Annotated in this window: 14 protein-coding genes; all 14 read right to left on the bottom strand. The window is 30.6% G+C overall.

Translation table 11 applies throughout. The annotated features are described in order from the left end of the window. Positions 1–37: 37 nt before the first annotated feature. Positions 38–1,582 carry a type I restriction-modification system subunit M gene (locus tag VK998_RS02485; RefSeq protein ID WP_325225099.1) on the bottom strand — a complete coding sequence of 515 codons (1,545 nt, stop codon included), beginning with the start codon at positions 1,580–1,582 and terminating at the stop codon, positions 38–40. Then, positions 1,575–2,129, bottom strand: a complete 555-nt coding sequence (locus VK998_RS02480) for a restriction endonuclease subunit S (protein WP_325225097.1) — start codon at positions 2,127–2,129, stop codon at positions 1,575–1,577. The genes VK998_RS02485 and VK998_RS02480 overlap by 8 nt, the downstream gene beginning before the upstream one ends. Positions 2,130–2,141: 12 nt before the next feature. After that, entirely contained in the window at positions 2,142–4,901 is a 2,760-nt protein-coding gene (locus VK998_RS02475) for a type I restriction endonuclease subunit R (RefSeq protein WP_325225095.1), read from the bottom strand. Positions 4,902–5,358: 457 nt separating this feature from the next. Continuing rightward, complete coding sequence (gene guaA, locus VK998_RS02470) at positions 5,359–6,864, bottom strand: glutamine-hydrolyzing GMP synthase (protein WP_475513923.1); 1,506 nt, start codon at positions 6,862–6,864, stop codon at positions 5,359–5,361. A gap of 11 nt (positions 6,865–6,875) precedes the next feature. After that, the gene (gene guaB / locus VK998_RS02465) at positions 6,876–8,327 is read right to left on the bottom strand and encodes an IMP dehydrogenase (RefSeq protein WP_325225092.1); all 1,452 of its coding nucleotides are present in this window, start codon (positions 8,325–8,327) and stop codon (positions 6,876–6,878) included. A gap of 183 nt (positions 8,328–8,510) precedes the next feature. After that, the gene (locus VK998_RS02460; RefSeq protein WP_325225089.1) at positions 8,511–9,161 is read right to left on the bottom strand and encodes a TetR/AcrR family transcriptional regulator; all 651 of its coding nucleotides are present in this window, start codon (positions 9,159–9,161) and stop codon (positions 8,511–8,513) included. Between the two features lie 30 nt (positions 9,162–9,191). Next, positions 9,192–9,914: an ABC transporter permease gene (locus tag VK998_RS02455; protein ID WP_325225087.1), complete on the bottom strand. Its 723-nt coding sequence runs from the start codon at positions 9,912–9,914 to the stop codon at positions 9,192–9,194. Positions 9,915–9,916: 2 nt separating this feature from the next. Further along, positions 9,917–10,642 carry a fluoroquinolone export ABC transporter permease subunit gene (locus VK998_RS02450; RefSeq protein ID WP_325225084.1) on the bottom strand — a complete coding sequence of 242 codons (726 nt, stop codon included), beginning with the start codon at positions 10,640–10,642 and terminating at the stop codon, positions 9,917–9,919. After that, complete coding sequence (locus VK998_RS02445; RefSeq protein ID WP_325225081.1) at positions 10,635–11,489, bottom strand: ABC transporter ATP-binding protein; 855 nt, start codon at positions 11,487–11,489, stop codon at positions 10,635–10,637. Before VK998_RS02445 ends, VK998_RS02450 begins: the two co-directional genes overlap by 8 nt. Before the next feature lie 162 nt (positions 11,490–11,651). Continuing rightward, positions 11,652–12,236, bottom strand: a complete 585-nt coding sequence (locus tag VK998_RS02440) for a class I SAM-dependent methyltransferase (RefSeq protein ID WP_325225078.1) — start codon at positions 12,234–12,236, stop codon at positions 11,652–11,654. 98 nt (positions 12,237–12,334) lie between these two features. Further along, entirely contained in the window at positions 12,335–13,108 is a 774-nt protein-coding gene (locus VK998_RS02435; protein WP_325225076.1) for an alpha/beta hydrolase family protein, read from the bottom strand. A 220-nt stretch (positions 13,109–13,328) separates the two neighbouring features. After that, complete coding sequence (locus VK998_RS02430; RefSeq protein ID WP_325225075.1) at positions 13,329–14,351, bottom strand: linear amide C-N hydrolase; 1,023 nt, start codon at positions 14,349–14,351, stop codon at positions 13,329–13,331. Then, on the bottom strand, positions 14,338–15,255 hold the full coding sequence (locus VK998_RS02425; RefSeq protein WP_325225073.1) for a hypothetical protein: 918 nt from the start codon (positions 15,253–15,255) through the stop codon (positions 14,338–14,340). The genes VK998_RS02430 and VK998_RS02425 overlap by 14 nt, the downstream gene beginning before the upstream one ends. Continuing rightward, positions 15,237–15,746: hypothetical protein (locus VK998_RS02420; RefSeq protein ID WP_325225071.1), on the bottom strand; the 510-nt coding region annotated here is incomplete at its 5' end. The genes VK998_RS02420 and VK998_RS02425, both read right to left, overlap by 19 nt.

Here is a 15,746-nt window from a genome sequence, read left to right as displayed (position 1 = left end):
TCAATTGTCCATTGTCCACTGCTAAACGCTCCCCTCTCTACAATCCTAGTTCTTCTAAATATTTATTTATCTCTTTATCTATCTCTTCTATTTCCCCATCTATTTCATTAAGTCTTGTCTTAACTTTATCTATATCTACTCTTGGTTCTGGTTCGAAGGTATCTACATATCTTGGGATATTAAGGTTGTAGTCATTTTCTTCTATTTCTTCTAATGTAGCATTATGGGAATACTTTTCTATTTCCTTTCTATTGGCATAAGTGTCTATTATTCTATCAATATCTTCTGCTCTGAGCATGTTCTTGTTTCCAACTTTTTCAAATCCTTTAGATGCGTCTATAAATAGTACAGAATCATCTTTAACCCTGCATTTTTTATAAACCAATATACAAGTTGGTATTCCTGTTCCATAAAATAAATTTTCTGGTAGGCCTATTACTGCATCTAGATAGTTTTTATCTTTTATAAGATATTTTCTTATAGTTTCTTCTGCTCCACCTCTGAATAATACCCCATGAGGTAATACTACTGCCATAGTTCCATTGTCCGCTAAGTGGTGGATCATATGTTGAACAAATACATAGTCTGCACGACTCTTTGGTGCTAATTTCCCATAGCCTGAAAACCTTTCATCTTGTTCAAATTTCTTATCACTACTCCATTTTGAGGAATAGGGCGGGTTAGCTACTACTGCTTCAAATGTCATTTCCATATGTTGTGGTTCTTCTATTGTATCTGCATTTTGTATATCAAATCTTGAATAATGTACTTCATGAAGTAGCATATTCATACGAGCTAAGTTATATGTTGTAGAGTTTAGTTCTTGTCCATAAAACTTTCCTACTTTGGCTTCTTTATTCACTCTTAAAAGAAGGGAGCCAGAACCGCAAGTTGGGTCGTATACATCTGTTATCTCGTCTTTATCTAATGTTACAATTTTAGCTAATACTTTACTTACTTCCTGGGGAGTGTAGAATTCTCCAGCCTTTTGACCTGCATTGGCGGCGAATTTTCCTATTAGATATTCATAGGTATCTCCTAGTATATCTATTTCCGTATCATCCTGTGTAAAGGAGATTTCATTTACAAGGACTAAGATTTTTGCCATTAGATTAGTTCTTGCTTTAACTGTCTTTCCTAGTTTTGTAGAAGATAGGTCCATATCATCAAATAGATTTTCAAAAGTTTCTTGGGATTCCTGACCTAATGTGGATTCTTGAATATTGTTTATAGCTTCAAGCAAATATTCCACATCAAACTTTCCGCTTTCTCCTTTTTCAATCTCTTCTATCATGGTGGAGAATAGGTATTTTGGTTCTATCATATATCCTCTTTGGGTTATTAATGCATTGGTAAGGGGTTTTCTTATGTCTTCTATTTCCCAAGCTTCTTTATATAACATATTGTCATTTTTAAGTATATAATTTGCTCTTTGTTCTACTTTTTCAGATAAATATCTATAAAATATTATTCCTAATATATAATCCTTGAATTCATTGGCATTCATATTTCCCCTAAGTTCATTGGCCATATTCCATAATCTTTTATAAAGCTCTTGTTGGTGTAATTTTTCCTCAACCATTTCTCATTTCCTCCTCATTTATTGTTATAAGTGATTTCTCTATTAGAGTTTGTCTTTCTATAAAAAGTTCTTTTCTCTTTCTATTTAAATTATTTATCTTGCCAAGTTTTTGTTGAAACTCTAGTCTTGGCAGTTTTATACTCATCTTTCTAAATTCGTTTATTGATATACTTAGTACTGTAGAGCCTTGTTTTAGCTTATGAATCTCTCTTCTAAAGCTTTCACTTTGGTCCATATACCAAGCTAAATAATCAGAGTTTACATTTTCATCTTTAATCTTTACTATTACATAATTTGAAGGTACTATCTTCCCCAAGTCTTCCTTAGTAGCTTTTTTAGCATTATAAGATGTAATATTAAAAAGTATCATATCTTTCTCTATTACTGGTATATTTTGATTTACCTTTTTTACATCTTTAGGAACTTTAACTTTGGATTCTGTTTCAAAGGAATATACTATTTTATCTTCTACTTCCATATTATCTTCTATTCTTATTCTACTTAAAGTTATTCCCTGGGTTATATCTGCTATGTCCTCTAGCCTCATCTTCTACCTCCCTTATTTATATTCTTCGGCCACTTCTCTAATAAAGGTTTCTAGTTCTTTGGATTTCTTTATGTTTTCCACAAATGAATAATTAGCTTCTGTGAGAGTGTCGCTTACTTCCTCCCTATCTATAATTCCACTAAATTCATATTCTTGAACTAAGCTTTCCACTTGTTCTTTAGGAAGTCTATTTCCTATGGCAAAATCTCCTATTACCCTGTCTTTTCTCTCCTGTTCAAATTTAGTAAATTCATTTTCTATAGAATCTTCCTTATTAAGCTTCGGCACTACTCTATCTAAGAATTCCTTTATCAATTCTACTTTATTTCTGAGCTCTTCACTGTCTGCTCTTTCTAATTCCTTTACAATATATTTAATATCTTCTTCTCTCTGCTTTTCATCTTCTAAATCTATCTTTTCAATTAAATTCATAATATAATCTACATTAATCTTATCCCTATGCATTATTTCAAGGGCAAAATCTATATCATCTAATATGGATACTTTCTCTGTTTTGTTTCTATCATGATTTTCTTTTATTAATAAATACTTACTTCTATAATCTTGATATTCTTGGATATCCAATCCTATGCTTTCTTCTGTAAACTCAAATTCTTTAAAGTTTTCCATTCTAACAAGGGTTTTGGTTAAATCCCTAAAGGCTAGTACAAATTCTTTTTGCTTTTCTTCACTTTCCATATTATCAATTTCATCTGGATTTGGTGATATTTTTGTAACAGCTTCCACTTGCTGCCTAAATATAGCTAGATATTCTTCATAGGATTTTGCAAGTACCGAGTCTATATCATCGGTTTTAGAAAATATTCTTAAAGCTTCGTCAGTTGCTTCCTTTAAGTTTCTAAAACATATTATATTTCCGTAGGGCTTTTTCTCTGAATCTAGTCTATTAGTTCTGGAATAAGCTTGAATTAAGTTGTGATATTTTAAATTCTTATCTACATAGAGAGTATTTAATTTTTTAGAGTCAAATCCTGTTAAAAACATATTTACAACTAAAAGTATATCTATCTTACACTCTCTTATCTTTTTATCTACATCGGCTCTATAGGCATCATAGGTATCTGTTGAAAAGTTTGTATTAAACATTTCATTATAATCTTTAATCATTCTTTCCATACTATCTCTACCATGTACCTTTCCGCCGGATAAGTCTGGATTTGCTTCGTAGGTAAATATACTTGCTATTTTAAGGTCATGATCTATCTCTTTAAATTTATCGTAATATAGAGTTAAGGAAGGAATCCCATCCGTTGCAAATATGGCGTTATATCCTTTATTTCTAGATCTTTGGTCATGGAAATTTATTATATGGTTTGTGATTAAATCTATTCTTTCATCATCTTGCCAAACCTCTTGGGTATCTATGGCTTGAACTTTTTCTGCAGCTATTTCATTTAAATCTGCATTTAAAGTATTGATATAGGTTACTGAAAATCCTAGAACGTTCCCATCATGAATTGCATCTTTTATGAGATAGTGGTGTAAGCATTTATCAAATAAATCTGCTGTAGTCCTATCGTCTTCTGATTTATTTTCTGGAAGTCTTGGAGTCCCAGTAAATCCAAAGTATTGACTATTTCTAAAATGCTCCTTAATCTGATTGTGCATTTTTCCAAATTGAGATCTATGACATTCATCTATTATGAATATTACTTTTTTATCTCTATAGGGCTCCATTATATCTTTATATCTAGGGTTTTTGATAGCATTGCTCATCTTTTGAATCGTAGTAACGATGATTGGATTTAAAATATCCTTTATTTGTCCCACCAAGTTTTCTGTGCTATCTGTTCTATCGACTGAACCGGGTTGGAATTCATTAAATTCTTTTTCCGTTTGATGGTCTAGATCTTGCCTATCTACTAAGAAAAACACCTTATCTATCCCTTCTTCATTGGCAAGGATTTGGCTTGCTTTAAAGGATGTTAGAGTTTTTCCAGAGCCTGTTGTATGCCAGATATAACCATTGTTATTAGTTTCTAATGCTCTTTTGACTATCTCCTCTACTGCGTATACTTGGTAGGGTCTTAGTACTAATAATTGTTTTTCTGTTTTCTTTAAAACCATATATCTAGCAATCATCTTTGAAATGTGACATTTATCTAAAAATGTATTAGCAAAGGCTTTTAAATTAGTAATTCTTTCATTTTCTTTATCTGTCCAAAAGAAAGTATACTTATAATTTAATTCCCCATCGGAGTTTGCAAAATATTTTGTATCTACTCCATTGGATACTACAAATATTTGAATATACCTAAAAAGTCCTGTATATGAATGAACTTTATATCTACAAATTTGGTTAAAGGCTTCTTTCATATCTAGCCCTCTTCTTTTCAGTTCTATTTGAACTAGTGGAAGTCCATTTATAAGAAGGGTTACATCGTATCTATTTTCATACCTACCTCTAACGGTTATTTGATTGGTAATTTGGTATAAATTTTTACACCATTTCTTAGTATTTATAAGTTCTAAGTAAAGGGGACTTCCGTCTTCTCTTTGGATTTCAACCTTATCTCTTAAAATCCTTGCAGATTCAAAAATTCCCTTACCTTCAATTCTATTCATTACTATTTGAAATTCCCTATCTGTAAGGGGAGCGCCTTTTAGCTTTTCCTCATTAAATTTACAAAGCTGTTTTCGAAAATTATCTATTAGTTCTTTTTCGTTTGTGATATTTACTCTTTCATATCCATTTTTACTTAAGTAATCTATTAAATTTTTTTCAAGTATTGCTTCAGATTCGTATCTCAATTTTAATCAGCTCCTAAGGTTTGCTATATCTTACTATAACAGTAGCACTTATTTTTAGAAATGTCAATGCTATAGTTTGATATAACACTTTTTGCTTTGTGTCATTGGAGGGCAGACACATGGGTCTGCCCCTACGCTCAACCATGATATATGCTAAAATCACTGCGATGCCTATTGTAAATGGTGTCTATATGAAACCGGATGGACACATAGGTCCATCCCTACAATATATGATGGTTTCAATGCTGTAGGGGTTGACCTATGTGTCAACCCGTTTATATGCCAATTAAAAAGTCTTGGTTCCCCTGTTTCCAAAGGTTCCAAGACTTTTGTATAGTAATCCCGCCGTAGGTTGCGGCCTTATACCTTCCTTTGGTCGGTATATGCCTCGCCAACCATGACAGGGGTAGTACCTTCAGTTCAACTTCACTTTCACTGTCGTTCGTTTCACTGGGTACTACTCCCACTCAATTGTCGCTGGTGGTTTATTGCTTATATCGTATACTACTCTATTAACAAGTGGTACTTCTTCTGTAATCCTATTTGAAATCTTTTCCAATAATTCTAAAGGTAGTTTTACCCATTGAGCTGTCATACCATCTACACTGTTAATGGCTCTTAAAGCTATAGTGTAGGTATAGGTTCTTTCCCCCTGGGATACTCCTACTGTTTTTATATTGGGTAGTGCTGCAAAGTATTGCCAGATTTTTTTATCCCAACCTGCTTTTTTGATTTCATCTCTAAATATATAATCTGCTTCTCTAACTATACTAAGTTTTTCTTCTGTTAATTCTCCTAAAACTCTAATTCCAAGTCCTGGTCCTGGGAAGGGTTGTCTTTCTACTATCTCTTCTCTTATTCCTAGAAGTTTGCCTACTTCTCTTACTTCATCTTTAAACAATTGTCTTAAAGGTTCAACTAATTCAAAATCTATATCCTCAGGAAGTCCTCCTACATTATGATGGCTTTTTACTGCCACTTCTCCATCTAGTCCAGATTCTATTACATCTGGATAAATAGTACCTTGAACTAAATATCCTATATCATCAAGTTTATTCTGTTCTTCTTCAAATACTCTGATAAATTCTTCCCCTATAATCTTTCTTTTTTGTTCTGGATCACAAACCCCTTTGAGTTTCTTTAAAAATCTTTCCCTTGCATCTACTGTTATAAGGTTTATATGGAATTCATCTCTAAATACTTTTTCCACCTGTTCTTTTTCATTTTTTCTGAGAAGCCCATGGTCTACAAATACACATACTAGATTGTCTCTTATGGCTTTATGTACTAATACTGCAGCCACAGAAGAATCTACCCCACCAGATAAGGCGCATAGAGCTTTTCTATTTCCCACTTGATTTTTTATTTCCTCAATACTATTATAGATAAATTCCTCCATATCCCATTTTTTATCGCAATTACATATTTTGAATAGGAAATTATCTATAATATTTTTCCCTTCATTTGAGGTTTCAATTTCTGGATGAAATTTAACTCCATATATTTTCTGGTCTTTTTTTTCTACAGCTACAACTTTTCCATCTAAATTCCCTATAGATTTAAATCCTTCTGGAATATGGTCAAATACATATTCTTTATCTATCCAAAGAGACATCTTCCCATCAAGTCCATTAAACAATAGGCTTTCTATGTCTACTTCAATATCTTCAAATTTATAATGGTAAACCTTAGGTTTTGTTGAGCTGCCTTTAAAAACTTCTGCCATTATATCTGCACCATAGCCTATAGATAAAATAGGTATACCTAAATCAAATACCTTTTTATCTATAGATACCATATCTCTTGCCTCTCCACCAGATATGATAATACCTTCTGGTTTTTTTGCTTTAATTTTATCTAAGGAGTAATTATAAGGGAGTATTTCACAATATACTTTAGACTCCCTAACTCTTCTTCCTAAGAATCTACTAAATTTCCCACCTAAATCTAGGATTAAAATCAAATTGTTTCCTCCTATCTTCTGCTATAATTAGGAGCTTCTTTTGTGATGTTTATATCATGAGGATGATTTTCAATTAAGGAAGCACCTGTTATTTTTATAAATCTTGCTTTATCTTGTAATTCTTCAATACTTTTAGCTCCTACGTATCCCATTCCTGACCTTACACCACCGATAAGTTGGTATACTACATCTCCCAAAGGCCCTCTATATGGAACTCTACCCTCTACTCCTTCTGGTACTAATTTTTTAGTATCTTCTTGGAAATATCTATCTTTACTGCCAGATTGCATTGCACCGATTGACCCCATGCCTCTATAGACTTTAAATCTTCTTCCTTCATATAATTCCTCTTCTCCTGGACTTTCTTTAGTTCCAGCAAATAAGGACCCTATCATTACTACATTAGCTCCCGCTGCTATGGCTTTGGTTATATCTCCAGAGTACTTAATTCCTCCATCTGCAATAATTGGTATATTATATTCTTTTGCAGCTTTAGCACAATTCATTACAGCAGTTACCTGAGGTACACCAATACCAGTAACTACTCTTGTAGTACATATGGAACCAGGTCCTATCCCTACCTTTATAGCATCAGCTCCAGCTTCAATTAAATCTACAGTAGCTTCTGCTGTAGCTACATTTCCTGCAATTATTTGAAGCTCTGGATACTCTAATTTAATCCTTTTTACTGCATCGATTACACCTAAGGAATGGCCATGGGCAGTATCTACTACTATTAAATCTACTTTTGCATTTACTAAAGCAGTTACTCTATCCATCATATCTTGAGTAACACCTACAGCTGCTCCTGCTAATAATCTTCCTGAACTATCTCTTGCGGAGTTTGGATATTCAATAGATTTTTCAATATCTTTAATAGTTATAAGACCTGCTAGCTTATTGTCTTCATCTACTAAAGGCAGTTTTTCTATTTTATGTTGTTTCATTATTTCTAATGCTTCATCCATAGTGGTTTCTCTAGTACCTGTTACTAAATTTTCTTTAGTCATTACATCATCTATCTTTTTTGTTGTATCCGTTTCAAATCTAATATCCCTATTGGTAATAATTCCAACTAAAGTATTGTCTTCTTCTATTATGGGAACTCCCGATATATGGTATCTTTCCATCAACTCTAATGCATCTGAAACATCATGATATCTTGAAAGGGAAAAAGGATCCGTTATTATACCATGTTCCGATCTTTTCACTTTATCCACTTCTAAAGCTTGTTCTTCAATACTCATATTTTTGTGGATTATACCTATGCCACCTTCACGAGCCATGGCAATTGCCATCTTCGCTTCTGTAACAGTATCCATTCCTGCACTCATTAGAGGAATGTTTAATTCTATACTTCTAGTTAAATGGGTATTTATTTTAGTCTCCTTAGGCAATATTTCCGATTTGCCTGGTAATAATAGCACATCATCAAAAGTCAAACCTTCTCCTACAAATTCCAAATCTAACTCCTCCTTATCATTTTTATTATAAATAGTATACCACAATTATTATAAATCCTTACCTAATTATAGCTGTATTATTAAATTTTAATATAATATTTTTCTTTATAAATTAACAGAGTTTAGTCCTTATGTCAAGGAGTTTATATTCAAATAAAACTTCCCTGAATTTTAGGGAAGTTTTTAGTCCTTCATAAGTCCATTTTTAATAAAATCAATCAAATAGTTAACTGCTAACTCATATTCATCTAAATTAGCTGAATTAACTATTTGAGGTAAATTGATAAATAGGTGATTTATAATATTTCTAACAAATTCTATAGGTAAATCCTCTCTAATTTCACCTCGTTCATAAGCCTTTTCTATTAAATTTGATATATAATCCATACTTTCAAAACCGTATTCCTTAGTTATATTATTTAAGTAATCAGTTCTACTAACAAGATATCTTCTAAATATTTCATTGTGTATTGGTGTTCCCAAATCCTTAACAAAACTTTGGGTGAATTTACTTATATTGGGATTTTTATTTGCGAATTTCATTCCGATTTTCATCAGATTTCTTAATACTGTAAATACATCTTCATCAAAATCTATAAGATCCATTCTATCGGATATGAATTTAAGTTTTTCCTCTGTAATAATATCCATCAAATGCATATATAAATCTTCTTTGTTCTTATAATGATAATAGAAGGTGCCTTTACTTATGCCTACCTCTCTTAAAATATTGTTGAGAGAGGCATTTTCATAGCCTTTTTTACCAAATTCATTCATTGCTACATTTATAAGTTCTTCTCGCTTTTCAAATAATTTTTCTTTGTTTTCAGTCAATATTACCACCTCAACAGCTTTCTACCATAGTTATATTTCTACTTTTCTCTTAAATAGTTTAAAAGCACCTATGTTTAATAATATTAAATACAAAATCCCAATAAAATAATATTGGTAATAACTTAAATAAAGTACTCCCTCTCCTCTTATTATACTACTTATGGATTTAGCTGCCCAAAAACCTGGAGCAAAGGAAAAAAATAATTCCTTTTTATCAATGAAAAACAAAGCTATAATAGGGAATATCATAAATATACCAAATCCCTTCATTACAGCAAATCCTTCAATTTTATTGTTTGATAAGGAGTTAATCAACAATCCATACATAGGAGCTTCTAAAGACGCTAATAATGAAATTGCAAATATATTTTTTAATGGTATATTCCCAATGTCTGAAAACCAAATAACAAATACGGTTGTAATATAAGCTAAAACTAATACTATAAAAAATCTAAAGGACAAAAATTGATTAATGCTTAATGGTGTTACTTTCACAGATGTAAGGATATTATCATCTCTATCTTCAAGAATGGAAAATGCTATTAATGCTCCAAAGGATATGGGGACCATTAATGTCAATATTACAATGATTAAATCTGCATATAAATCTATGCTAAAATCTGATTTTTCAGCTATCCAAGGTAACATGTATCTTCCAATTAATCCAAAGATAAATGGATACATAGCCATAAATCCCATCATAGAGTCCCTACTCCATTTTTTTATTTCATATTTAATAAAATTACTATACATAATTATTCACCACTTTCCTTAACTTGAAAGTCACTAAATTTTTTCATAACTATTATAAATAACACTAAAGATGCAATTACTAAATATACTATTGAAAACCATATTTTCCCACTATCTATTTCTCCACCAGTAGCTTCTAACAAAATTGCCGATGCTTTAGTAGGTACTATATGGAGAATTTTGTCAATAGTTTCATTTTTAATAAATCCTATATGATCTAATAAAACTGGTATTGTAAATATAAAAGTATATTTCATCATCCCCATTAACATCTCGGTAAAATCTTTAGTATTAAATGTTAATATAAATCCAACTAATGAATGAAAAAATGCTATTAATATCACTGAACCTATAAGTCCAAAAAAATTTAAGTTTATTTCTTTAAATATTTTTGCATAAGCATATATAAGAACTAAAGTTATTAAATTGGAAGTGATATTTGCAAATGTTTTTGCTAATATATATTCAGTTTTACTGATAGGTGACACTAATATGGTTCTAATAGTTCCTTCTTGCTTTTCATAAAACATAGTGGCTCCAATTAACACCATAGACATAGCAGTAGAGTCGATAAATACAACTAATGGAACCATGCTAGTTATATCATCTATTTTTGTAAAGAATAATACCCCTACCCATAATAATGCAACTAAAATCCCAGCTGTTAAAATATTGTACTTTCTCATCCTCTGCAATTCACCAGAAAATAAAACTGTGAAACTATTCATCTGTACTCACCCCTGTTACCTGAATAAAAATATCGTCTAAGGTCATCTCTTTACTATGAATAGTCAATATTTCCTTTGTCTTTATTATTTCAATAAACTTTTGATCGTTTTTTAAAGAATCTAAATCAAAGGATTCCTTTTCAATTTCTTCTCCTATTCTATATTCTACTTCTACCTTCCGCTCTCCATGTTTAAGTTTTAGATTTTTGGGAGTATCTATTTCTGCTATTTTACCATGGGCCATAAAGGCTACTCTATCGCAAAGTTCATCTACATCATTCATTAAATGGGTAGTTAATAGTACTGTTCCTCCATTTTCTTTAAATTCTTTTATTATTTCCTTTATTATCCTTGCATTATGAGGATCCAATCCATTAGTAGGTTCATCTAAAAACAAAATCTTAGGATCATTTAACATAGCTCTAACAAAATTTAGCCTAACCTTCATCCCTTTTGAATATTCTCCTACTTTTTTATTTTTATCTTCATATAATCCTACTCTCCTTAGTAAATTATCTGTATCTACACTGGATTTATATAATTTTTTGAAAAAATTTATATTTTCATCAGCAGTTAATTTTGAAAAATGAACAGGCATTTCAAATCCTACCCCTACTTCTTCGTAATAGGATTTATTATATAAGTTTAAATCTTTTCCTTTGTATAATATTTCCCCTTCATACTTTTCCAATAATTTTGTCAAAATTTTTTGGGTTGTACTCTTTCCTACCCCACTGGGCCCTAAAAGTCCAAATATTTCTCCATCTTTAATCTGGAAAGTTATGCCCTTGATAGTATATTCCTCATTTTTAGGATATTTAAAAGTCAAATTGTTAATTTGAAACATGGATACCACTCCTTTCAAACCTAAACATGGTTTTATATTATAGACCATCTGGTCTAGACTGCTAAGTCTATTGTAATATAGTATGTAATTTTTGTCAATAATATTAAACAAAAACTGCTCTAAAATGATAAATCATATTAGAACAGTAATTTTGATAATTATTTATATATTACAATGTTTAAGTATATACCAAGCAGCTTTTTTATCTACATCTACTACTTTAACATCTTTGAAATGTTTTTCCATTTCAGATTTGGCCACTTTAATAAAATTAAAGTAATCTCCATTTTCGAGAAATTCAGCTATATCTGTTATTAGGGATCTGTTTTGATTATAGTCATGAAATATTACTTTCCCTTTTGAGATTCTACACAATTCCTTATATATCTCTTTTCTCTCCATTGGATTTAGTCCGTGGATTACATAGGATGAAATAGCTAAATCAAAACTATCTTCATCAAAGGGTAATTTTTCTCCTGGGTTTATCTTTATCAATTCTACTTGAGTTCCCTTCAATTTCTTTCTTGCCTGCTTTAGCATCCCTGATGATGGGTCTACACCTACTACTTCTATGCCTAAATCCTGTAAAGCATAGGATAAGGCGCCAGTACCACAGCCTAAATCAAGTACCCTTTTATATTTACTAATATCTACTTCATTCTTTATCCTATTTAATATTTTTTTATAATACTTTACCTGATAGTCGAAAAACAAGGCATATATTGGGGAAATTATATCAAATAACATGGTATCCCTCCATAAATATTTTATTTAATCTATTATACCCATTATTCTCCATATAGCCTCATCAGGTATTATAAAATTTAATAACTGTATTAATATGCCTACAAATATTTATAAAACCAAGCTATACTCTCCTCCATCATATTGGTGGTGACAAAATGGTTTAAATTTGGATATTCTATAAATTTTATTTTGTCTTTATATTTATACATCGGTTTAATTTTATTATAAAAAATACGCTGACTTTCTATAGGTACTACATTGTCACTATCTCCATGCAATAGAAGAATTGGTCGATCCATTAATAAGTTTAAATTATTTTGAGGATCTAATTTATTAACTTTACCTTCAATTTTCTCCAATTGACCAGTTATAGATATTTCATTGAATTCTTTAAATCTTTTATTAAAATTTCTCCATCCACACGATCCATTAAATGCTACTAAAGCTTTTATAATAGGATTATGTGTAAATGCACCTGCTGCAGTAAATCCACCCATAGAGTTCCCTATAACTCCAATCTTATTTGAATCAGCACCATATTTTGATATTGCATCTTCTATGATAATATGGGATTCTTCTATATTGTTTAATATAGTTTTCCAAAAATACTTTGTGGCATCATCTATATCATAGTTTCGAAGAGGGTTTCTTTCTCCATGATAGATTGCATCAGGGATTATTACCTGATAGCCTACTGCTGATAATATAAATCCTCTCATCCTTTGTAGTTCTTTATTTGAACTCCAGCCATGATATAGAATTATTGTCGGTAATAGTTTTTTGCCTTCTTTCGGTCTAAATAAAATAGCTGGAATTTTTCTTATGGTAATTTTATCTTCAATTATATAGTTTGTTTTTAAATGGTCAGTCATAATGCTAAACTCCTTTTCAATATGTTTTAATGATAATTATGTTTATAATACCATATTTATAATATTATAAACAGAGAAAATGAAATGTGATGTATTCTAAATTGTAAAGGGCAGACACATGGGTCTGACCCTACCCTCAAACCCTGATGCATTCTCCATTGTAGGGGTTGACCTATGTGTCAACCCCTTTATATATCAACCCCTTTATATATCAACCCCTTTATGTGTCAACCCGTTTATTCACCAACTTTTCTACGACAAAATCGGTATCTAAGAAAAACGCTTGTCTTTTATCCTTATCTTCTATATCTTCAAACCCTAATTGATAGACCACTGGATTAGTGTTAGATTTTATAGTTAATAATTTTTGTTTTGAATCATATGAACAAATATATCTGGTATAAGTATTGTGATTATATTTTTCATTTCTAACAAATCCATTTGGCATAGTCATTGCAGCCATTATATTATAAGAATATGAAAGTGCTTCTTTATAATTATTGGGTTTAATATTCATTTTAGTTAGATAAAAGGCTTTAATAAATCTAGAAATAGGATCATAGCCTCCTGGCAGATTTTTAACAGAATTAAAATCTTCAAGATTATCTAAATCTAAAAGTTGGTTCAGTCTTCTAACATGAGATTCAAAGCCCGGTGAATTGGTCATTACATCATATGGGTTTTCATAACATTTCAATTCCCTTCTTTTAGGTTCAATAACAATGCATCTTTTAGTAGAATCTGCAAACATAAAGTGAAAATCTGGTGAAATTACATTTTCTCCACTATGGTCTTTAGTAGAAATATGGATATTTGGTAAGTCTTCAACTAATTCCTCTACAGTTTTGTAGTTTGTAAGTGCATAAGTGAAATAATTTAAACTAGAAATATTAACCTTTCCCGATTTCACTTTATTAGCATAAAGATTAAACCCTGAAAAAGCATTAGTAATCCCTATTAATCCATGCTCATTTACACCGTCTTTCAATGGTTCACGATTTTCAAAACATATTCCTAATGCCATATATTTTGAATACAATGGTTTACCCATTAAATCATTACAAAAATTATAATTTTTAGGCAAATAGGTTACATTATAATTTAACGGAATTTCATAATCCATTGTTCTTCCCATGACACAACCATCTTCATAATTTATTTTTATACCTGTACACATATTATCCCTCTCATTATCATAATATATTTGTGAAAAGACTGGAATTTGTTCATTATTCCAATTCATCAACTACTACTTCATGGCAATTTAGTATATTTATCTTATTATTCCCTTCTCCATATATTAATTCTCCTTTTGCATTTGACAACTCTTCCTTATTATTTTCTATAACATCCCATTTAACATTTCCCCTTAATACTTCTCGATTATCTACAGAAGCAGTTATTTTTAAATCCATATTACTGTTCAGTCTAATTTTAGTTCTATTAACATCATCTATAACCCAGTCTTTTCCAATATCACCTACTATTAATTGTAAATCATTACCACCATTAATTTCAACTTCTCTATTTTCAGGTATTATTAAACTAAAATCATTAGGATAAACATTATTAGCTCCATTGCTATGGATATAGTTACCTACAAATGAAATATATAAAGTATCTCCTGATTTGTTGGTTCTAATGTATTCATTGTTTGAGAGTTCCTTTGCTTTTTCTTCCCTATCTGTTGTAATATCTAAAGAACCATTTAGGGATATTTTACTATCATTTCCCGTTCTAATAGTTAGATTTGTATAATTAGGAGGATTTATAACTATTTTTTTAATATCTTCTTTTAATTCAATTTCATTATTAGGAATTTGGTAACTATAAGTCTCGGCTAATATCATAGAACTAAACCTATCCATCATACCTATTTCAATAAATCCATAGATTGTTAAGTTTACGCCGACTATTATTAATACAATGAAAATACTAAATATATCATATCTAATCTTTATATCTTCTTCTTTATATCTATAACTATACCATAGTATTTCTCCACCAATTAAAAAGAGTATAGCAGGCCAAAATTTCATTCCCCATTCTACTGCTGACACTTTACTTATTTGAGAGATGAATATTAAAATTCCAAAGAAAATTAAAACAATTGCCATGGAAATAGTTCCTACTCGTCTTTTTTGCATATCTCTTCACCTTCCTCTTCTTCTCCCTTACTTTTATTTAAAAGTTTAATACCTCCAGCAATAAATATTATGGATACTATTGAAGTTTGGATATAGTTCCTTATTTCACCAGGAATTAAAGGATATAGTATACGTTCTATAACTATTAATATTCCTATTGAAATAAGTCCCCAACCTATCCATTGGGATTTAATATTGGGTAAAACAAACTTATCCTCTTTTTTAATGCCATCATCTTCACTAAAAGAATGTAATGCATCAAAGAAACTATAAAACCATATTAAAGGTAAAACAAACAAGAATAAGGATAAACCTAACCAGCCCATAAAGAATATGGTAAAGAAGAAGGCTCCCATTATTGCCAATCCCTTTTTCTGATAACCTAGATACATATGACCTGCACCAGGAATAACAGATAGAGCCATTGTAATGGTTTTTTTATTTGATTGTTTTAATTCATCTATGCCTTTGTTTTCCACTTCTTTTTCTTC

The organism is Schnuerera sp., from assembly GCF_035459645.1.
GTDB lineage: Bacteria > Bacillota > Clostridia > Tissierellales > Tepidimicrobiaceae > Schnuerera.
This window is presented reverse-complemented; position numbering and strand designations above follow the sequence as displayed.

What these genes read in the sequence shown, in the direction of transcription:
- VK998_RS02430 (WP_325225075.1), bottom strand. Translation starts at nt 14,351, where the DNA reads ATGAATTGGAATAATGAACAAATTCCAGTCTTTTCACAAATATATTAT.
- VK998_RS02435 (WP_325225076.1), bottom strand. Translation starts at nt 13,108, where the DNA reads ATGACTGACCATTTAAAAACAAACTATATAATTGAAGATAAAATTACC.
- VK998_RS02455 (WP_325225087.1), bottom strand. Translation starts at nt 9,914, where the DNA reads ATGTATAGTAATTTTATTAAATATGAAATAAAAAAATGGAGTAGGGAC.
- VK998_RS02450 (WP_325225084.1), bottom strand. Translation starts at nt 10,642, where the DNA reads ATGAATAGTTTCACAGTTTTATTTTCTGGTGAATTGCAGAGGATGAGA.
- VK998_RS02440 (WP_325225078.1), bottom strand. Translation starts at nt 12,236, where the DNA reads ATGTTATTTGATATAATTTCCCCAATATATGCCTTGTTTTTCGACTAT.
- VK998_RS02425 (WP_325225073.1), bottom strand. Translation starts at nt 15,255, where the DNA reads ATGCAAAAAAGACGAGTAGGAACTATTTCCATGGCAATTGTTTTAATT.
- VK998_RS02480 (WP_325225097.1), bottom strand. Translation starts at nt 2,129, where the DNA reads ATGAGGCTAGAGGACATAGCAGATATAACCCAGGGAATAACTTTAAGT.
- VK998_RS02485 (WP_325225099.1), bottom strand. Translation starts at nt 1,582, where the DNA reads ATGGTTGAGGAAAAATTACACCAACAAGAGCTTTATAAAAGATTATGG.
- VK998_RS02445 (WP_325225081.1), bottom strand. Translation starts at nt 11,489, where the DNA reads ATGTTTCAAATTAACAATTTGACTTTTAAATATCCTAAAAATGAGGAA.